Source organism: Aquisphaera insulae, from assembly GCF_011064615.1.
Taxonomy (GTDB): Bacteria; Planctomycetota; Planctomycetia; order Isosphaerales; family Isosphaeraceae; genus Aquisphaera; species Aquisphaera insulae.
Genome location: NZ_JAALJH010000013.1, coordinates 124,668 through 143,998, shown reverse-complemented (window position 1 = coordinate 143,998; position 19,331 = coordinate 124,668). Strand labels below are relative to the sequence as shown.

15 protein-coding genes are annotated in these 19,331 nt (G+C 66.4%); 8 read left to right on the top strand and 7 right to left on the bottom strand.

The window, feature by feature from the left end; genetic code table 11:
• Together G6O54_RS10450 and G6O54_RS10445 are read right to left on the bottom strand one after the other, a co-directional pair.
• Positions 1-552 (bottom strand): glycosyltransferase family 2 protein (locus tag G6O54_RS10450; protein WP_165224336.1); only part of this gene is annotated, 552 nt, incomplete at its 3' end.
• Between the two features lie 203 nt (positions 553-755).
• On the bottom strand, positions 756-1,262 hold the full coding sequence (locus G6O54_RS10445; protein ID WP_165224334.1) for a hypothetical protein: 507 nt from the start codon (positions 1,260-1,262) through the stop codon (positions 756-758).
• A 323-nt stretch (positions 1,263-1,585) separates the two neighbouring features.
• Here G6O54_RS10445 and G6O54_RS10435 point away from each other — a divergent pair, with 323 nt between their 5' ends.
• The 5 genes from G6O54_RS10435 (at position 1,586) to G6O54_RS10415 (ending at position 8,124) form a co-directional block, all read left to right on the top strand.
• Entirely contained in the window at positions 1,586-1,894 is a 309-nt protein-coding gene (locus tag G6O54_RS10435) for a hypothetical protein (RefSeq protein ID WP_165224329.1), read from the top strand.
• A 1,002-nt stretch (positions 1,895-2,896) separates the two neighbouring features.
• Positions 2,897-3,910 carry a PhoH family protein gene (locus tag G6O54_RS10430; protein ID WP_165224326.1) on the top strand — a complete coding sequence of 338 codons (1,014 nt, stop codon included), beginning with the start codon at positions 2,897-2,899 and terminating at the stop codon, positions 3,908-3,910.
• Positions 3,911-4,074: 164 nt separating this feature from the next.
• A complete protein-coding gene (locus G6O54_RS10425; protein WP_165224323.1) occupies positions 4,075-6,309 on the top strand; it encodes an HD family phosphohydrolase in 2,235 nt (744 codons plus the stop codon).
• 13 nt (positions 6,310-6,322) lie between these two features.
• Positions 6,323-6,835, top strand: coding sequence for an rRNA maturation RNase YbeY (gene ybeY / locus G6O54_RS10420; protein ID WP_165224320.1), 513 nt, complete (start codon positions 6,323-6,325; stop codon positions 6,833-6,835).
• Positions 6,832-8,124: a hemolysin family protein gene (locus G6O54_RS10415; RefSeq protein WP_165224297.1), complete on the top strand. Its 1,293-nt coding sequence runs from the start codon at positions 6,832-6,834 to the stop codon at positions 8,122-8,124. Before ybeY ends, G6O54_RS10415 begins: the two co-directional genes overlap by 4 nt.
• A 30-nt stretch (positions 8,125-8,154) precedes the next feature.
• Here G6O54_RS10415 and dps read toward each other — a convergent pair whose 3' ends face one another.
• From dps to G6O54_RS10400, 3 genes are all read right to left on the bottom strand, one after another.
• Positions 8,155-8,676 (bottom strand): DNA starvation/stationary phase protection protein Dps, encoded by a 522-nt coding sequence (dps, locus tag G6O54_RS10410; protein ID WP_165224295.1) that lies wholly within the window; start codon positions 8,674-8,676, stop codon positions 8,155-8,157.
• Positions 8,677-8,778: 102 nt separating this feature from the next.
• Complete coding sequence (locus G6O54_RS10405) at positions 8,779-9,654, bottom strand: alpha/beta hydrolase (RefSeq protein WP_165224293.1); 876 nt, start codon at positions 9,652-9,654, stop codon at positions 8,779-8,781.
• Between the two features lie 78 nt (positions 9,655-9,732).
• Positions 9,733-13,023, bottom strand: coding sequence for an efflux RND transporter permease subunit (locus G6O54_RS10400; protein ID WP_165224291.1), 3,291 nt, complete (start codon positions 13,021-13,023; stop codon positions 9,733-9,735).
• A gap of 204 nt (positions 13,024-13,227) precedes the next feature.
• Between G6O54_RS10400 and G6O54_RS10395 the strand changes: the two genes are divergently transcribed.
• Both G6O54_RS10395 and G6O54_RS10390 read left to right on the top strand, forming a co-directional pair.
• The gene (locus G6O54_RS10395; protein WP_205678731.1) at positions 13,228-14,874 is read left to right on the top strand and encodes a TolC family protein; all 1,647 of its coding nucleotides are present in this window, start codon (positions 13,228-13,230) and stop codon (positions 14,872-14,874) included.
• On the top strand, positions 14,875-16,476 hold the full coding sequence (locus G6O54_RS10390; protein ID WP_165224289.1) for a TolC family protein: 1,602 nt from the start codon (positions 14,875-14,877) through the stop codon (positions 16,474-16,476).
• Between the two features lie 30 nt (positions 16,477-16,506).
• Here the strand turns inward: G6O54_RS10390 and G6O54_RS10385 are convergent, their stop codons facing one another.
• Both G6O54_RS10385 and G6O54_RS10380 read right to left on the bottom strand, forming a co-directional pair.
• Positions 16,507-17,151 carry a dockerin type I domain-containing protein gene (locus G6O54_RS10385; RefSeq protein WP_165224287.1) on the bottom strand — a complete coding sequence of 215 codons (645 nt, stop codon included), beginning with the start codon at positions 17,149-17,151 and terminating at the stop codon, positions 16,507-16,509.
• A 111-nt stretch (positions 17,152-17,262) separates the two neighbouring features.
• Positions 17,263-18,693, bottom strand: coding sequence for an efflux RND transporter periplasmic adaptor subunit (locus G6O54_RS10380; RefSeq protein WP_165224285.1), 1,431 nt, complete (start codon positions 18,691-18,693; stop codon positions 17,263-17,265).
• A 253-nt stretch (positions 18,694-18,946) separates the two neighbouring features.
• Here G6O54_RS10380 and G6O54_RS10375 point away from each other — a divergent pair, with 253 nt between their 5' ends.
• A complete protein-coding gene (locus G6O54_RS10375; RefSeq protein ID WP_165224283.1) occupies positions 18,947-19,315 on the top strand; it encodes an STAS domain-containing protein in 369 nt (122 codons plus the stop codon).
• Positions 19,316-19,331 lie beyond the last annotated feature (16 nt).

Below are 19,331 nucleotides of genomic sequence, written 5' to 3'. Positions count from 1 at the left end.
GAGTCCGCCGATCGCGTCAAGGACCGACCGCTTCATCAGCAGGCAGAAGCCCGACAGCTTGGCGGTGGTGAACCACTCGCCCCGGTGCTCGTCCCGCCAGCGCCGGGCGAACTCGTGCATTTGGTCCAGATCCGCGTACGGCACGCCCTCGACGAGCTGCGGCGGCGAGGCATAGTTCGACATCGGCCCGACCAGGCCGATCCGGGGATCCGAGCTTGCCAGGGCCACGAGCTGGTCGAGCCACCCGTCGGTGACCACCGCGTCGTTGTTCAGCAGGACGAGGAACTCCCCGCGCGCCGCTGCCGCCAGCCCCTGGTTGACCGCCGCCGGGAACCCGCGGTTCGCCGCATTCCGGATGACCGTGACCGGAATTGAGGCCCCATCTGCCACCCCCGCCAGGTACAGGTGCGTGCCGTCCGTCGATCCGTTGTCGATCACGACGATCTCGAACGGCCGCGTCGTGTGCCGGATCACCGCGGCGAGGCATTGCCGGGTGTACGCGACCTCGTTCCAGCAGGGGATGATGATCGAGGTGAGGTCAGAAGCGATCATGAGGATGACGTCTCATGGGGTGACGGGGCACGGTCGCGACATCGAGATTCCCCAGGCTGCACAGAAAGCCGGCACACATCGAGATGTCCTGTTGCGGCGTATGACCACCTAAATCACCCAGACGCCTGGCACCAGTATCTATGTCCCCTGGTATGCACCTCGTGCTGGGCGTTGCCTTGCATACCTTGAGGGCAAATCCCGGTCTATGCGTAAGGAGATTCCATCTCTTCGTAGAACATGCCTTGCGGCGGCTCGCCAAGACTTATCATGTCGATGTTGCTTCCAATATACATGTAATAGTCATAACCAAAATTTACGTAAACTCCATTGTCTCCGATCAATTTGCACCAAATAAGTTCTCTCAAGGTCATCCGCACGACCTTGTCAAGATTTGTCCCGCTCACCACCATACCTTCGTAAACCGGGCCGAGAGATGCAGGCCGAAGTTTCTCGATCTCAGAGTCGAGCAATGTGGTCCCCCTTTTGTCCTCCAACTGCAAGATCCGCAGTGAACTTACACGAGATGCTTCTAAAAGCCTTCTAACACATAAAACATATGCATCATCTGAAAATAAATATATTTCAACAGATACATTGATGTCACCGATCTTTTTCCCGACATCGGATGCCGAAGTGAATTCATTGAAGGTGTAGAGCCCTTGATTGTCTCGCTTACTAGGGTCATATTTTGTTGCACGAATACAAATCATGGTTAGTCTCCAATCCGATTCAAGTTCGCATCGTAAGTGCCCATCCTCGTCCTCTTCGACCCGGGATCGATGGCCGGGATCGATGGCCACGGGGATCGATAACGGGATCGATGGGATCGATTGGGATCGATTGGGATCGATTGGGATCGATTGGGATCGATTGGGATCAATGGCCACGCACCCAAAATGGGCAGACTGGGAAAACAAGAGAGGTCGTCGGTCTCTAAACGCTGACTGAGCGGTCTTCGGCCGCTCGTTTTCGCACAACATAGTGGACACAAGATGACCATCGGTCTAGACTCCAGTCATGGGAGGTCCCGCCGATGGCCACGCCGCGCTCCCGGCTCGTCGATGAGTCGGTCACCCCCTGGTATCACTGCATCTCGCGGTGCGTCCGACGCGCCCGCCTCTGCGGCGAGGGCGGCGGGCATCGCAAGGCGTGGATCGTCGACCGCCTCCGCGAGCTCGTCGGGCTCTTCGCCGTCGATTGCGGCGGCTTCGCGGTGCTGGACAACCATCTCCACCTGCTGCTGAGGCTCGACTCCCCGCGCGCTTCGGCGTGGTCGGCCGAGGAGGTCATGCGGCGCTGGCTGACCCTCTTCCCGATCCGCAATGCCGTGCGCTCTCCTTGAGTGTCTGCCTACTGCGGATCCTCGGCCGTCATGGTCCCCCTGGCTGGAGAGCAACCCCCGAGGCTCTCGCATGACGATCGCCGCGCCGATGGAGGGGTCGAGGAGGCCATGGATCGAGGAGAAGAGGGGGCGCATCGAGGAGGAGCCCGTCCGACCGGGTGTACCGACGGCCACCGCGCGATTGTAAGGGCGCGCCCGCCGATTTTCTCCATTTTGGTGAAACTCGGATTGGGCTCTCCGGGACTGTATTGAGTAGGGAGGGATCCTTGCGCGCCGTGCGCGCGGGAACCCTTCCGAGAGTCTTTGGCAATTCGGTGGCAGTCGAGGAACGCACCGGCGCCGGCCCGCGCGAAGGACGCGGGCCGGCGGGAATGACGGCAAAGAGCGGATCAAAGCCATTCGAGCTTCGCGATTCAAACCTATTACTTCAATAGTCTTACGTCAAACTAACGGGAATCATGGAGTGACGAACGGACCCAATTTCGGGACGGCGTGGCGCGGGTGGACGGGAGGCGCGAGTATCAGGCAGTCGTCCAGGACATCGAACCTGCTCGTCGTGAAACGGAGTCGCGATAAGCCTCCCGGAGTGCTGGCAACGGAACCGATCCACGGTGAGTGAGATCCACGCGGTGGGGTTGTTTCCCGATTCCTCGGACCGGGCGGGCCGGGCCGGCCTCGTGATGTGACCCTTCCACGCCACGGTGATCTCGTGAGGCCCCGCCTGGGGCACTCAACTGTTCCATGCTTGATGATCGACACTTAGTGCTTAAGTCGATTTCCCAAAAAGACTTGTAGAAGACGACCGAGGGTCAGCAGGTGACGAACGGACACAATCTCGGGGCGACTCGGACGATGGCCCGTGGTTTTTCGCGATCTGTCCTTTATTCCTTTGCGGCAGGATCATAAGATTGACGTCTCCGGTTGCCAAAGATCAGGCACGATGCCTCGTCGCACTCCTCTTGTGCGTCAGGTATCTCGGGTTGACCGGTCTCGGGACGAGGCATGCCAGAAGTTACGATCACCCTGGATGGGCATGCGGAGGAGCTGGCGGTCTTTGGAAGCCGCGATCAGCATCTCCGTCAAATCCGCGATTCCCTGGGTGTGAAGGCGATCGCCCGGCACGGAGAGGTTCGTCTCGAAGGGGAGGCGGACCGGGTCGAGCATGCGCGCCAGGTCTTCGAGGGGTTGCGCGCCATCCATCGCGGGCGACGGCCGATCCACTCGAAGGACGTCGAGGAGCTGATCGAGAAGGTCACGCGTGGGGGTGAGGATGCCGGCGAGGCCTTCGAGATCCGCGAAGGATCCCGCGTGGTTCGACCCCGGACCGAGGGGCAGGCGCGATACCTCAAGGCGCTCGTCGATCATCCGCTCGTGCTCTGCGCGGGGCCGGCGGGGACCGGCAAGACTTACCTGGCCGTGGCGATGGCCGTGACGGCGCTCCGGAAGGGGCGGATCAAGAAGATCGTCCTGGTGCGGCCGGCGGTCGAGGCCGGCGAGCATCTCGGGTTCCTGCCCGGCGACCTGGAAGCCAAGATCAACCCTTACCTTCGCCCCTTGCTCGACGCCCTTCATGACCTGATGGACTACGATCAGATCCGGCGCTACATGAGCAACGACCTGATCGAGATCGCGCCGTTGGCGTACATGAGGGGGAGGACCTTGAACGATGCGATGATCATTCTCGACGAGGGTCAGAATGCCACCGTCCCTCAGATGAAGATGTTCCTGACCCGCATGGGCCAGAACGCACGGATCGTGGTCACCGGCGATACCACCCAGGTCGACCTCCCCGCGGCGACCCCGAGTGGACTGGCCGATGCCATCGATCGCCTCGCCAAGGTCGAAGGGGTTGCCGCGGTCGTCCTGGACCGCTCGGACATCGTCCGGCATCCCCTGGTGCAAGCCATCGTGAACGCGTACGAAGACGAGGAGCCGGGGAAAGTCGCGGAGGCGCCGCCGGCCGGTCCGGCCTCGGTGCCCGCCGCGAAGGGCCCCGGCATCGCCGCCTCGGGGTGAGGCGGCGCGGCCGTCGGATCCCGCCCGCGCGGAGGGAGGCCTGATGGGGCAACCCGGGCCGTGCGAGGGGGGATCGAAGCCCGCGAATCCCGGGCCGCGTCGCCCGGGACCACCCCTGTGTGGAGCGCCGAGTGGTGCCATCCACGCCGAGTCGAGATGCTTCCATGAGCATTGGTAAACGTCGGACGAGGCTCCCCCGAGCCCAGCTCCGTTCCCTCCCCCTCACGCAGAAAGAGGGCCGGCTGGCCCGCCAGCGGGCCACCCTGATCGGCCTTTCCATCGTCGCGTCGAGCGTGCTCGCCACCGCGGCGATCGTCCACGGCTTCGGCCCCCCCTTCACCTACCGGATCGGCCAGCGTCCCGATCGCGAGATCCGGGTGAAGGTCAAGGAATTCAAGATCCGCAACCAGACCAAGACGAGCAACGATCGCCAGGCCGCCGCCGACCGGGTCCCCCCCTCGATGGTGAACGACCCGGCCCCGCTCAAGGACCTCGCCGACCGGCTCGACGACCTGACGGTGACGATCGCCAAGTCGGCCCGGATCGAGGACCTGCCGGAGGTCGTCCGCTCTTCCTGGAAGCTCCGCCCCGAGGCCTATCTCGACATCAAGGCCGCGACCGACACGCCCCAGCGGAGGGACAACCTCCACGCCCAGCTCGTCAAGGCGTTCGTGCCCCTGATCGAGAACGGCGTCCTCGGCCCCGAGGCCCTGCCCCGCAACGAGGAGGCGAGCGCCACCCTGGCGATCCACAACGTCGACGCGCCCCGATCGAGCGAGATCCTCGTGCCCCGAGAGCGGGTGGTGCCGGAGCGGATCGTCAAGCCGGACGGGACCGTGCACAAGGACTTCGTCTCGGCCTTCACGTCGCCGAGGCTCGGCGAGGCCCTCTTCCAGCTCGTCGCCGACCGGATCGGCGGTCGCCCCACCCTCACGCTCGAGCCGGAGGTGACGGCGCGGCTGCGGGAGGCCGCCCGCGAGGCCGTCGAGGAGAAGTTCGACACCTACAAGCTCGGCCAGGTCCTGGTGGAACAGGGCCAGTACATCGGCGAGGAGCAGCTCATCCTGCTCCGGATGGAGCACGAGACCTCGCTGAAGTCGCTGGGGCTGGGATTCAAGTTCCAGCGGGCTCTCGGGATCCTCGCGCTGGTGGTGGCCCTCTTCCTGCTGACGGGCTACTACATCTATCGCCACGAGCCGCGGATCGGCGGCAGCCTGCGGCACGTCGCCACGGTCTGCGGCCTGGTCGTCCTGTCCATGGCGGTCGTCCGGATGCTGGCGAACCAGACCTGGAACGCGGAGCTCGTCCCGGTGGCGATCGGGGCCATGATGCTGGCGATCGCCTACGATCCGAACTTCGCGCTCATGGCGACCTTCGGCCTCTCGATCCTCACCTGCCTGACCCTCGGGGGCGGGATCGGCCTCTTCCTCGTCGTGATGGGGGGGACCGCCGCCGGCGTCCTCGCCCTCAACGAGGTCCGCACCCGGACGAAGCTGATCAAGGTTGGGGCGACCGCGGCGCTCGGCTACCTGATCATGACCTGGGCGACCGGGCTGTGGGAGCACCAGCCGTTGGAACTGGTCCGCAGTGACGGCCTCTGGCGCGCGGGCTGGGGACTCATGTCCGGCTTCTTCCTGGGCGGCAGCCTGCCGTTCCTCGAGAGCGCGTTCGGGATCGTCACCGGGATCAGCCTGCTGGAGCTCGGGGACATCACCCACCCGCTCCTCCAGGAACTGGTCCGCCGCGCGCCCGGGACGCACAACCACTCGATCACGGTGGGGGCCATCGCCGAGGCCGCCGCGGAGCGGATCGGCGCCAACGCCCTCCTCGTCCGGATCGGCGCCTACTTCCACGACATCGGCAAGATGCTCAAGCCCCACTACTTCATCGAGAATCAGGTCGGAACCACGAGCCGCCACGCCAACCTCGCCCCCGCGATGAGCACCCTGATCATCGTCGGCCACGTCAAGGACGGGGTGGACCTCGGCCGCCAGCACCACCTGCCGGAACCGATCATCGACCTGATCCAGCAGCACCACGGGACGACGCTCGTGGAGTACTTCTTCCACGAGGCCAATCGGCGATGCGCGGATTCGGACGGATCCACCGTCCACGAGAGCGCCTTCCGCTATCCGGGGCCGAAGCCCCAGTCGCGCGAGGCCGCCATCCTGATGATGGCGGACGCGGTGGAGAGCGCCAGCCGCTCCCTCTCGGAGCCGACCCCGTCGCGTCTCGAGGGGCTGGTCAGCGACATCATCGACAAGCGGCTCCGGGACGGCCAGCTCGACGAGTGCAGCCTGACCCTCCGCCAGATCGCGGAGGTCCGGGACAGCCTGATCAAGTCCTTGATCGCCATCTATCACGGTCGAGTCAAGTACCCCGAACAACGCACCGCGTGAGCGCACAGCCCCCATGCCCAGCCCCCCAGCGAGATCCTCCCCCGATCCGGCCCGCCGCATCGCGCGAACGGAATCCATCGATGTCGATATATCAAACACCCAGCGATTCCTCGGCGTGGACGCCGGGCGACTTGCCGAGCTGGCCCGCGCCGTCCTCCGCGGCGAGGGCGTCTCCGAGGCGTCGATCTCGATCGCGCTCGTCGACGACGCCACGATCCACCGGATCAATCGCCAGCACCTGGACCACGACTGGCCGACGGACGTGATCAGCTTCGTCCTCTCCGAGCCGGCCGATCCCGGGCTCGTCGGCGAGTTGGTGATCTCGGCGGAGATGGCCCGGTCGACGGCCGCCGAGCTTTCCGAGGATCCGGACTCCGAGCTGGAACTCTACGTCGTCCACGGCCTCCTCCATCTCTGCGGCTACGACGACACGAGCGACGGGCCCGCGGCCGCGATGCGCGAACGCCAGCGGGACATCCTGGAGCGGCACGGCCTCGCGGGCTCTCGACGGGGACTCGCGTCGTGACCTCCCTCCACCCTCTGGCGCTCGCGCTGCTCACGATCCCGGCGATGCTCCTGTACGTGGCCGCCGTGGCCCTGTCGAAGGCCCTCCACTCCTATTCGCGGAGCCGGCTGGAGGAATACTGCGACGACCGGAATCAGCCGGAGCGCGCCGACGCCGTCGCCCACCTCGACGAGCGGACGGCGCGGGCCAGCGAGCTGATCTCGGTCGCGGCCGGCCTGCTCGCGGCCGGGCTCCTGGTCCTGGCCGTGGACCGGTCACCGATCCACGCGGGCGCGGCCCTGCTGGCCGTCTTCGTGGTCCTTGGCGGCCTGGCCTACTCGCTGGCGGCCGTGGTCGGCAGGGTCTTCGCGGAGCCCCTGATCTTCGCCGCCTGGCCCCTCGCCCGGCTGATCCGCACCATCGCCTGGCCGCTCAATCACGCCGAGAGCGTGATCGAGGAGTTCGCCGAGGACTGGGTCGGGAATCCCGACTCGGGCCCCCGCCCGGCCAGCGTGGAGGTGGAGATCCATGCGGAGGACGGCGAGAGTCCCGACGACATGGACGCCGACCTGCCGGAGTCGACGCGGACGCTGCTCCAGCATGCCGTCAAGCTCACCCGGGCGGACGTCTCGGAGGTCATGATCCCCGCCTCCGCCATCGTCAGCCTGCCGGCGACGGTCTCCGCCCAGGTCGCGTCGGAGACGTTCCGCAAGAGCGGCCGGAGCCGCATCCCGCTCTACGGCGCCAATCGGGACGACATCATCGGCATCCTCATCGGCAAGGACCTGTGGGAGAGGATGATCGAGAACGAGAAGCACGACACGGTGGTCCCCCGCGATCTGGTTCGTCCCCCGTTCTTCGTCCCCGAGACCCGGAACGCGTTCGAGCTCATCGGCGACCTGAGGGGCCACCGCACCCAGATGGCCATCGTGCTGGACGAATACGGGGCCGTCACCGGGCTCGTCACGCTCGAGGACCTCCTCGAGCAGCTCGTCGGGCCGATCGTCGACGAGCACGACGCTCCCGCCTCGTCGGACGAGATCACCGCGCTCGGCGGCACCCGCTACGAGGTCGACGGGGGCCTGTTCATCGAGACCCTCAACGAGCGGCTGGGACTTCACCTCCCGACCGGGGAGGACTACCAGACCGTCGCGGGGCTGGCCCTCAGTGAGCTCGGGCGTCTCCCGGAGGTCGGCGAGTCCTTCACGGCGGACGGGATCGGTTTCACCGTCGTGGAGGTCCGGGACCACCAGATCCGACGGATGGTCATGGACCTCCAACCCGTCCCCACCAGCACGGGGGACGGGTGAGAGGGCCCGGCCGATCTAGCTCGACGCGGCTCACCTCGCCTGGGCATGGGCCTCGACGAACCAGAGCCACTTGTCGACGCCCCGCGAGATGCCCGTGAACAGGTCGGCCGTGTCGACGTCGCCGAACTCGTCGGCCTCGTCGATGGCATCCCGGACCGCCTTGCCGTAGCGGGCGAGTGCCGAGGAGAGGGCGGCAACGTGCTGCTCGCCGTCGACCGCCGACGCGGGGTATTCGCCAAGCTGGCTCGACCTGGCCGCGGTCCGGACGGTCCCCTGGGCCACGCCGCCGAGCTGGACGGCCCGCTCGGCGATCTCGTCCACGTACTCGAGGACGTCTGCGTGGATCTCGTCGAAGAGCTTGTGGAGGGCGATGAAGTTGGCCCCCTTCACGTTCCAGTGGGCCTGCTTCACCTGGGACTGGAGGTCCACGCTGTCCGCGAGGCGGGCGTTGAGCAGATCGATGACCTTGGTGCGGACGCCGGCGCTCAGGTCATTCTTGGTCTCGAAGGGGGTAGACTTGCTGGCGGAGGCGGGAGCGTGGATCTTGGGCATTTCGGGTTCCCGTGGTGACTGCGGCAGGGTGATGATTCTCCGATCCCTTTCTTTGTACACGAGGGCCATCGGAAGGCAACGGGGCGTTGGTAAGTCCCGTGATCATCTAGGCTTGGGTCGAGCCTCCGGGGCCGGGATGGGATCGCCGCAAGAAACCCTCAGGAACGTGAAGACCGAAATCGTCGGGAGATCGCCCGGCGTGCCAAGCTCGCGATTGATCGTCATGTGCGTCTTTCCCTCAGCCGGCTCCACCCTGGCCGCCACGCCCGCCGCGCGAAGGCGTTCCCCGAGCGACTCCGACTGCAACCTCGAATCCGGGCGAGCGGCCACGTGGAGGATCAGGAAGGCCGGGATTCCTTTCCCTCTCGACACATGCTCGATGGGCGATGCGTCCTTCTGTCCTTCCACATCCTTTCCGAAGACTCCGGTGTACATGGCCTTGATGCGTGGCAACCGCGACGAGGCGACCTGCTGGGGGATGTCATATCCGGCACCGTCGAGGAGGATCACCCCGGACAGGTCCTTCAAGCCGAGGCCGGCTTTCTCCAGGTATCGTTCGTCGGTCGCGACCAGCGCGGCGAGATGGGCCCCCGCGCTGTGGCCCATCAGGAAGATCCGCTTCGGGTCGCCGCCGTATTCCGCTGCATGGTCTCGTACCCAGCGGATGGCCGTGGCGATGTCGCCCGCCTGCTCCTTGTAGGTGACGGCGGGATGCATCCGGTAATCGACGCTGACGAAGAGATAGCCCTTCTCGCCGAACGCCTTCGGCTTCTGGCCGACGCCGCTCTTGTTCCCGAACTCCCAGGCCCCGCCATGAATCCAGACGACGCACGGCCGCGCCTTCCCCCCTTCCCCGGCGTAGACATCGAGCTGCGTGCGAGCCCCGCCGAGGTCGGAGTAGGCGATGTTCCTGTGAGAGCCGCCGGGCCCGGAGGCGGCGGCCGTGATCAGCAACCAGAAGGCGATCGCGATCTGCATGTCCGAGGTCTCCACGTCGTCCCATGATGAAACACCAGGAACGCCGGATGGTAGCGAGCCCTCCCGATCATGGACCCCTCACGACGCGCCGGCCTCGCCGCCGGGATCGTCCCCGGTCCCCCCCTCGTGGTCCGTTTCGAGCCCCCGCCCGGGCCGGTCGCGGACGAGGAGCGAGTAGATGACCGGCAATACGAAGAGCGTGGCGGGCTCGCCCGCGATCAGGCCGCCGAGGATGGCTCGCGCCAGCGGCGCGTTGGCCTCGCTCCCGCGCTCGAGGGCGAGCGCGCCGGGCGTGAGCGCGAAGAATGCGGCGAGCGCGGTCATCGTGATCGGCCGCACGCGAAGGGCGGCGGCCTTGCGAATGGCCTGCAGCGGGGTGAGGCCCTCGTGGCGGCGAAGCTCCTGGGCATAGTCGGTCATCAGCACCGAGTTTGCGACCTTGATGCCGACGATGAAGATGAACCCGAGGAGGGACTGCACGTTCACGGCCGACCTCGTGAGGTAGAGCATCGGCATGATGCCGACGAGCGAGAGCGGCACGATGGCCATGACGGTGAGGGGGACGACGAAGGAACGATCGAGCCCCACCATCAGGAAGTAGATCAGCAGCGACGCCAGGATTAGCCCGATCCCCAGGCTATTGAACGTATCCTTCATCCGGAGATATTCGCCGCTGAGCGTGATCTTGCTGCCGGTGAGCAATTCCTTGCCGCCGGAATCGGGCTTGTAGGTGTCCCACTGGCCGGCCTTCGAGAACCTGCCGAACCTGCCGAGGATCTCCGAGACGTCGTCCGAGACGTGGCCGAGGTCCCGCTGGTGGACCCCCATCGTCAGCTCGATGGTCGGCTGGATGTTGTAATGGGTCACCTCCGTCGCCACGGGACTCCGCTCGATCTCGATCACGTTCCGCATCGGGATCGGGCGCTTCTGGACGGGGCTGGTGATCGGGATGTCCAGGATCGTGTCGAGCGACGTGATGTCGTTCTCGGCGTACGAGACCCCGACGTAATACTGGTTCTTGCTCCTCGGATCGATCCAGAAATTTCGCTTGTCGAACTGGATGCTCGAATTCAGGGACGCGATGATCGCCTTCATGACGTCCGCCTGCGTCAGGCCAAGCTGGGCCGATTTCGCCCGGTCCACCTTGATCATGAACTGGGGATAGTCGAGCCGCTGGATGATCCGGGCGTCGACCACGCCCGGGACCTTCACGACCTCGTTGCGGATGTCCAAGGCGACGCGGTGGGCGGTCTTCTGGTCCTTCGCGGTGATCCGGACGCTGATGGGCGTGGACTTCCCCTCGTTCATCGCGGCGCGGACCATGCCGCCGGCGTCGAAGGCGAACTCCAGGTCGCTGAACTCGCTGCGGGCCGCGAAGCTCTCCCGCAGCTCCGCGACGTAGTCCTGGGCCGATTTCTTCCGCTCGGCGGAGAGCTGGATCTTGACCACGGCGTCCATCGGGCCGGCGTTGGGCGTGTAGGCGGCCGACCAGTCCGACGTCACCCCCAGCTCCGAGAGGACCAGTTGCAGATCCTCCTTTTCGATCGTCTCGCGAACGTGGTGCTCCACCGCCTTGATCCGCTCTTCCATCTTCTCGATCCGGAGCCCGGACGGGGCGCGGACGTACATCTCGAAGGCCCCCGCGTCGACCTCGGGGAAGAACTCCTTGCGGAGGATCGGCCAGAAGACGATCACCGTCGCGGCCAGGGCCGAGAAGGAGAGGCCCAGTGTGAGCCTCGGATGATCCAGGACGACATCCAGGCCCTTCACGTAGCCTCCAATGCCTCGATCGATCACGGCCTGCAAGCCGGCGAAAATGCGGGCGATGGGCCCGCCGCCCTCATGCTCCGCTTCCTCGCCACCGTGCTCGCCGGAGCCGTGCGGCTTCAACCAGTACGCGGAGCAGGCCGGCACCAGCGTCCGCGAGAGCAGGTAGGCGGCGATCATCGAGAAGGCGACCGCCATGGCCATCGGCTTGAAGAGGAACTGGCCAAGGCCGGGGGTCAGCACCAGCGGAGAGAGGACCAGGAACGTGCAGAGCGTCGAGACCAGCTCCGGCATGGCCACCTCGCTCGCCCCCAGGAAGGCCGCGTCGCGCGGGCTCGCTCCCAGGCTCATGTGCCGATGGGTGTTCTCGAGGCAGATGATCGCGCTGTCGATCATCGGCCCGATCGCGAGCGTCATCCCCGCCAGGGTCATCGTGTTCACCGTCTGGCCGCAGAAGTAGAGCGCGGCGCAGCAGGCCAGGCAGGAGATCGGCAGGGTCATCACCGCGATCCCGGTCATCCGCCACTCGCCGAGGAACATCAGGATCACCAGCGAGCAGAGGACCGCGCCCAGCAGGCCCTCCTGGACGAGCGCCTCGATCGACTTCCGCACGTAGACGGACTGGTCCATCACGAGCTTAAGGCTGATCCCGGCCCGCGACAGCTTGCCTTCCATCTCGTGGAGCGAGTCCTGGAGCGCCTGAACGACCTTCAACGTGCTGGCCCCGAGCTGGCGGAAGACGGGGATGTAGACCTCCCGCTTGCCGTCGATGCGGACCACGTTGGTCTGGATGTAATTCGCGTCCTTCGTCCGGGCCACATCCTTCAGGTACGTCGCGTTTCCCGGCTCGATCCGGACCGGGATGTCGCCCATGTCCTCGACCTTCTCGTACATCGAGTTGGAATCGATGACGTAGTCCAGGTCGCCGAACTTGGCGTCGCCGGTCGGCAGGAAGACATTGCCGGCGTTGAGGGCGGCGAGGACGTCCTGAGTCGAGAGCTCGCGGGCCTGCATCTTCTGGCGATCCAGATAGGCCATCACCGCCCGCACCTTGCCGCCATAGACGACCGGGGCGACCGCTCCCGGCTGTCCCATGATCATGTTTCGCACTTCGTACCGGCCGACGTCGTAGAGGACCGATTCATTGTTCGCCGGGTCGTCACTATCCACCGCCACCACGCAGATAGGGGTCGTCGACGTGGGATCGAAAGGGAGGACGACCGGGGGCAGGGTCCCCGGCGGGAGGTTCGGGATGGCCGCCAGGGCCAGCGAGTTCACCTGCGTGAGCGCCCCGTTGGGATCGACGTCGCCCTGGAAGTAGTTGCGGACGATGCTCGCGCCCAGGATCGATCGAGACTCTTGCCGAGCCATGCCGTTCGCCTGGCCGGTCCATCGTTCCATGCGGTTGGTGATGTCGTGGGCGATGCTATTGGCCGACATCCCGCCGTAGAAAGTCAGCGTCTGGACCGCCGGGCTGCGGAAGGTCGGCAGGATATCCACGGGGATCTGCGAGACGCTCAGGCCGCCCAGCAGCACGATCGTGAGCGCCATCACCGTCACCGCATGGGGATTTCCGAGCGAGGCCTTGATCAGGCCGTTCATGATCGAGCCCCTGGTTTTGGGGAAAAAGCCTCAAGGGCCCGTGGATCGAGACGCGGAACTCCGATTCTAGGTCGTGGGTCCGCGTTTTCCTATCACGCCGAAGCCGTCCCGGAACGGGTCGGCATCAAGTTTCCCATCTCTCGGGGTCGATCAGGAATTCGTGAGCGGGCAGGATGCCCGGAATATGCCCCCACAGGGAGCAGGATGGTGACACGACGAGGCAGAAGGGCGATCCACCTGGGGCTGGCGGGATGGCTCGCGGCCGCCGCGGCCGCCGGAGCCGCGGCGGTGGCGCAGACCGAGCCGGGTCGTAGCCCGAGCCACCGCCCCATGCCCGAGGCGCTCCCCTCGTCGGGAGAGAGTATTCCGTCTCGACCTGCCGGCGAGGCGACTCCGCCACCGGCCCCGGTTTCACCACCGTCGATCCTGGCGACCGAGACGAGGCCGATCGACCTCACGACGGCTCTCCGGCTGGCGGGAGTCCAGAACCCGGATCTGAACGTCGCCCGCCAGCGAGTCCTGGAATCGGTCGCCCAGAGGCAACTCGCCGCCGCGCGATTCCTGCCGTCGATCAATCCGGGCATGAACTACGACAGCCACGCCGGGAACTTGCAGCAGGGCAACGGCAATATCCTCTCGGTCAATCGGAGCTCGGTGTACGTGGGTGCCGGCAGCAGCGCGGTCGGCTCCGGGACCGTCACCATCCCCGGCGTCTTCCTGGGCGGCAACCTCGCTGTGGGCGTCTTCAATTACCTGGAGAGCCGCCAGCTCGTCCACCAGCGGGAATTCGAGAACGTCGCGGTCCGCAACCAGGTCTTCCTCCGGGTCACGCTGTCCTACAGCGAGCTGCTCCGTGCCGAGGCTCGCCACGCCGTGGCCTTGCAGAACCGCGACGAGGCAAGGGGGATCGCCCGTTTGACGCGTGATTACGCGGAGACCGGCCAGGGCCGGATGGCAGACGCCAACCGCGCCGCGACCGAGCTCCAGCGCCGCGAGGCGTTCCTCAAGCAGGTGGAGGCCGAGATCCTGGCCTCTTCGGCACGCCTTTGCGAGGTCCTCAACCTGGACCCGTCGGTCCGGCTCCACCCGACCGACGCGTTCGTCGTGCCGCACCCCCTGGTGCCGGATCCGATCCCCGTCTCCGAGCTGCTAGCCCTGGGCCTGCTCCAGCGTCCCGAGCTGGGAGCCCAGCGAGCCTCGATCATCCAGGGGCTGCTGGCCCTGGAGAACGCCAGGGTCCTCCCCTTCTCGCCGACAATCTATCTCGGCTTCAGCGCCGGCGGGTTCGGAGGCGGCAGCAACCTGGTCCGGCCAATCCTGGGCGGCTTCGGCGGCCGGACCGATTTCGACGCGGCCGCCTACTGGACCATTCGAAACCTGGGGGTGGGGAACGTGGCCCTGATCCGGGGCGCGAACGCCAACCTCCAGGTCCGCCGGTTCGAACAGCTCGAGGTCCTGAACCTGGTCCGCGAGCAGATCGCCGAGGCCTACGCGAAGACCCACGCCCGCTACGCCCAGATCGAGACGAACGAGTCGGCCGTCGAGTCCGGCCTCCTCTCGTTCACCCAGGACCTGACACGCATCCGCTATCGGTCCCGCGACGTCCTCCCGATCGAGTTACTCGACAGTTTCCGACTCCTGGCGCAGGCGCGACTCGACTACGTGGACGCTATCGTGGACTACGACCGCGCCCAGTTCGAGCTCTACGTCGCTCTCGGGCAGCCGCCCGCCGATACGCTGGCCCGGCCGGTGCCGGTCGGCGGCGTCTCGCCGAGCGGGGTCACCGCGGAGAACCCCCGGGTCACCGGGCCGGCCCGTACCGGCAACGTCCCACCGCCGGCGGGTCGCTAGATGAGAAACAGGCCATCAACGCCCGCGCGAGTCTTCCTGGGGGCCGCGATCGGCCTCTCCATCCTCGCCATGATGCCGTCGCGGGCCGGTGCTCGGCCGCCGGCGAGCGACCCCTCGGATGGCCAGGCGGAGGCCGAGAAGGACCTGGCCGCGCGGCGGCAGGCTCTTGGCCTTCGCGTCCCCTCGCCGGCCGTGGTCCCGGCGGCGCCCGCGTATCCGGTGGACCTGTACACGGCACTCCGGCTCGCCGACGCGGAGAACCCGACCATCGCCGCCGCGCGGGCACGGATCACCGAGGCTCTCGCGGCGCAGACCCAGGCGCGGTCGATCCTCCTCCCCTCGCTGAACGCGGGCACGAATCTGCACATCCATACGGGAAACCTCCAGCGATCCTCGGGTCAGATCTTGAACCTCACGGAACAGTCCCTCTACTTCGGCGGCGGCAGCCTCGCGATGGGGTCCGGCACGCCGGCAGTCCCGGCTGTCAGCCTCTTCGGCTCGCTCACCGAAGCGTGGTTCGAACCCCTGGCCGCCCATCAGCTCGTCCTCGGCAACCGATTCCGCGCCCTGGCGACGGCCAACGAGGTGCTGCTGGACGTGGCCGTGCTTCACCTCGAGCTGCTCGCCGCGCAGGAAATCCTGGAGATCAGGCGGCTCAACGAGACTCAGGTCCACGATCTCGCCGTGAACGTGGACGACTTCGCGATCGCCGGCGAGCGTCGCGTCGCCGATGCCAACCGCGCCCAGGCCGAGTGGAAGCTCCACCGCGCCGCCGTCCAGCGCGCGGAGGAGGAGGTGGCCGTCACGGCGGCCAGGCTGGCCGCACGGCTCAATCTGGATCCCTCGATCAGGCTCCACGCCGAGGGGGGGACGCTTGCTCCGATTCACCTGATCGATCTCGAGACGACCGTCTTCGACCTGGTCCAGTATGCCCTCCGCCGTCGACCGGACCTCGCGGCCCGGAACGCGGACGTCGTGCGGGCCGATTACGAATACCGCCGCGAGATTGCCCGGCCGCTGCTGCCGACGCTCTGGCTGGGATACAGCGGCGCCGCGTTCGGCGGCGGCAGCAACGTCGTCCCGCCGCTGATGGGGAATTTCGCCGGCCGGTCCGACTTCGACGTCCGCGTCTACTGGACGCTGATGAACCTGGGTGCCGGGAACCTCTCGCTCCAGCGGCGGGGATCGGCCCTGGTCGGCGAGGCGGAGGCCCGACGCGTCCGAGCGATCAACGTGGCTCGCCGCGAGATCGCCGCGAGCCGGGCCGAGGCCCTGGCCGCGCGGGCGAAGATCGAGATCGCTCGCCGCGAGCTCGCCTCGGCCGAGGAGGGCTTCCGGGAAGACCGCGCCCGAAGTCGCCAGAACCTGGGCCGGCCGATCGAGGTCCTGAATAGCCTGAATCTCGTGGCGACCGCCCGCGTGAATGTCGTCCGTGCGATCGTCGCCTATGACCAGGCCCAGTTCCGGCTCTTCGTGGCCCTGGGCTCGCCCCCGCCCCTTCCGGAGCCGGCGATCGAGCCTGCCGGGCCGCCGCCGCTGAATACGCCCCTCGTCGGCCCCCTGCCCGTCTCCGGTCATCCGATTCATCTTGGCGTTGAGTGATGATCGGCGAGAGGGCAGGGCGCAACCATTTCATCGGCCGATACGGCCCGACGCGTAGGGAATCCAGAGCACGGGGAAATCGATGATCAGCCGACCGCCGAACGGATCCAGGACGAGGAAGTTGTTGTTGTTCACGCCCTCGGTATTCCTCGCCTTGATCGAGAAGTTCCCGCTCGCATCGACGGCGTGCGCCGGGCCGGTGAACTTGTAGGCCGAAGAACCGCCGGAGAGCCGCGACTTGTGATTGTCCTCGATCACCAGGCTCCCCGGCGTCGTGTGTCCGATGATCGTGAAGTCCTGGTGCATCGTCGCGCCGCCCGAGATCTGCGACGTCTTGAAGTCCGGCCGGTCCTCCGGCGCCAGGGCCAGGCTGACGTTCAGCGGGCGGCGGGTCGTCAGGGGCGCCATGCTCCGGAGGATGACCCTCGCGTCCTTCGCGTTGATGACGCCGTCACGATTGAAGTCGGCGGCCGGATTGAAATTGGGAGAGCCCGCCCGCGACGGGAAGGCCACGGCAAACGCCCGAAGGTCGGAAGGATCGACCGTCCCGTCACCGTTGACGTCGCCGGTGCCCAATGCGGTCGCTGCCCAGAGCCCCGCGCCGGCCGGCATGTGACGAGGCTCGAGCGCGTCGAAGTCGAGTCGGTGGCCCCTCTCGTCGCGTCCGCGGTCCATCGCGATCTCCGTGAGTCCCGTCGGATCGGTCGGGCATTCCTGCAACCGATATCGACCGAGTCTCGGACCGCCCGCCCGCCATGGTGCCGATGACGTGCACACCTCCTCGGATCATCCCGCACGATCGGCGCCGGCGGAATCCGCCTTGACGGCCAGACCTTCGGAGAGGGAGGACGTGACCTCGGCGATGACGACGTCATCCTTCGACAGCCCCTCCAGGACCTCGGCTTCCCGCCCATTGTCCATGCCCACGCCGATGGGCCTCCGCTCGACCTTGCCATCCCGAACCACGAAGACGGCCCCCTTGCCGTTCTCCCCGCGCTCCAGCAAGCAGGCGGACGGAATCGTGAGCTTCTTCGTGGGCGGCTCGAGCTGGATGATGACCGTCCCGAACATGCCGTCGCGGAGGATTCCGTCCGGATTGGGCAGGTCAAGCTCGACGCGCATGGTCCGTGTGAGCAGGTTCTCCGATTCGGAGATCCGGCTCACATTCCCCTGGAAGGTCCGCCCGGCGAGCGCCGCGATCGTCACCGAGGCGGGATCGCCGACGTCGCAGGCCGGCGCGTCGGAATCCGGCAGCTCGACGATGGTCCGCATTCGGTCCGTGCGGGTGACGGTCAGGAGCGGTTGGGACACGCCCCCCTCGGTGGCCGACCGGATGAATGAGCCGATGTGGACGCCGTCCCCTCGGTAGGTGATGACTCCGTCGAACGGTGCGATGATCTTCTCGTAGTCGATGAAGACCTTCGCCTTCTTCAGGTTCGCCTCGGCGATCACCACCTCTGACTTCGCCGTCTCGAGGTCGGCCTCGGCCAGCTCGACGGCCGCCGTCGCCTCGATGAGCTGGGCCTCCGCCGTGGCGATGCCGGACTGCTTGCCGTGCTCCGCCGCCAGGGAAGCCATGTACTGATCCTCGGATTCGTCGACCAGCCTCTGCTCCACGGCATTGCGCCGGGCCAGCTCCGTCATCCGATCGAGCGCCTTCTTTCGATAGGTCCGCTGCGCGACGGCCTCCTCGAGGAGCGAACGGCTCTGCGCCAGCGTGGCCTGTGCCGCCTGGACGCCGGCCTTCACCGTCCTCAGCTTCGCCTCCGATTGCTTCACCATGGCTCGCGAGTGCCCGAGGGCCGCGTCGGCCTGGATCACGGCGGCATCGAGCTCCGGATCGAGGATCTCCGCGAGCACCTGCCCCGCCTTGACACGGTCGCCCCGATCCACGTTAAGGGCCTTCAGGTATCCGGAGACCTTCGCGTACAGGGGCGCGAAGTCGAAGCCGCGGATCGTCCCGGGCTGGTTTGACGTTCGTTCGAGCCCCCCCTGCCGGGGCGAGATGACCTTGACCACCCGGTCGCCGGCCGGAGCCGCGGCCTTGCGGACGTCTGCCTTCTCGCCCCAATGTCCCCGCGTCAGGACGAACACCCCGAGCCCCACAACGCCGGCTCCCAGCACCCATAACCACCAGCGGCGAGCCGCGATCCGGTGCACCGAAGACTTCGAAGGGAGGAGGGCTCGTGCGGTCTCGGGACCCGTCTTGATGGTCATGCCCATTACTCGAAGGGGAATCAGAGTACGAAACCGGCTCCTCGAGTCTACCCGCCTCGTCGAGGGCTAGCGCATTGGGAAATCGTTCCAATCCCGTCGATCATAAAACGAACACGAAGTAGCGATCGTTCATTCCGAGGAGTATCCTCGACGTGTGCGATGGATCATTCGTCCCCGACAGGCGTGCGGTCATGGATTGGTGTGGGGCGATCGTCACGCCCGGGGCGTCTTCTCGGAGATGGAGGACCAGACCATGATCCCGGGCAGACCGGCCTTCCAGTTCCTGTCGGTCAAGGACGTGGACGGCGTGGCCGTCATCAGCTTCCTCGAAACCGCTTCCATGGTCGAGGGCGAGAAGGTTGACAACCTCTCGAAGGAGCTCTTCTCGCTGATCGAGGGGAAGAAGTACAAGAAGGTCCTCCTGAACCTTTACAACGCGGGCTACATGTCGAGTGCGATGCTCGCCCAGCTCGTGCGGCTGAACCGGAAGATGCAGGAACTGAAGGGGAAGGTCAGGCTCTGTTGCCTCCGCCCTCCGGTGATGGAAGCCTTCAAGGTCAGCCAGTTCGACCGGCTCTTCGAGCTCTTCCCGGACGAGCCCTCCGCCCTCAAGAAGTTCTGAACGGCCGAGGGCTGGC

Bases quoted from the DNA above. Each gene is read 5' to 3' on its own strand.
- G6O54_RS10445 (WP_165224334.1), bottom strand. From the start codon at position 1,262: ATGATTTGTATTCGTGCAACAAAATATGACCCTAGTAAGCGAGACAAT.
- G6O54_RS10435 (WP_165224329.1), top strand. From the start codon at position 1,586: ATGGCCACGCCGCGCTCCCGGCTCGTCGATGAGTCGGTCACCCCCTGG.
- G6O54_RS10430 (WP_165224326.1), top strand. From the start codon at position 2,897: ATGCCAGAAGTTACGATCACCCTGGATGGGCATGCGGAGGAGCTGGCG.
- G6O54_RS10425 (WP_165224323.1), top strand. From the start codon at position 4,075: ATGAGCATTGGTAAACGTCGGACGAGGCTCCCCCGAGCCCAGCTCCGT.
- ybeY (WP_165224320.1), top strand. From the start codon at position 6,323: ATGCCCAGCCCCCCAGCGAGATCCTCCCCCGATCCGGCCCGCCGCATC.
- dps (WP_165224295.1), bottom strand. From the start codon at position 8,676: ATGCCCAAGATCCACGCTCCCGCCTCCGCCAGCAAGTCTACCCCCTTC.
- G6O54_RS10405 (WP_165224293.1), bottom strand. From the start codon at position 9,654: ATGCAGATCGCGATCGCCTTCTGGTTGCTGATCACGGCCGCCGCCTCC.
- G6O54_RS10400 (WP_165224291.1), bottom strand. From the start codon at position 13,023: ATGAACGGCCTGATCAAGGCCTCGCTCGGAAATCCCCATGCGGTGACG.
- G6O54_RS10395 (WP_205678731.1), top strand. From the start codon at position 13,228: ATGGTGACACGACGAGGCAGAAGGGCGATCCACCTGGGGCTGGCGGGA.
- G6O54_RS10390 (WP_165224289.1), top strand. From the start codon at position 14,875: ATGAGAAACAGGCCATCAACGCCCGCGCGAGTCTTCCTGGGGGCCGCG.
- G6O54_RS10385 (WP_165224287.1), bottom strand. From the start codon at position 17,151: ATGGACCGCGGACGCGACGAGAGGGGCCACCGACTCGACTTCGACGCG.
- G6O54_RS10380 (WP_165224285.1), bottom strand. From the start codon at position 18,693: ATGACCATCAAGACGGGTCCCGAGACCGCACGAGCCCTCCTCCCTTCG.
- G6O54_RS10375 (WP_165224283.1), top strand. From the start codon at position 18,947: ATGATCCCGGGCAGACCGGCCTTCCAGTTCCTGTCGGTCAAGGACGTG.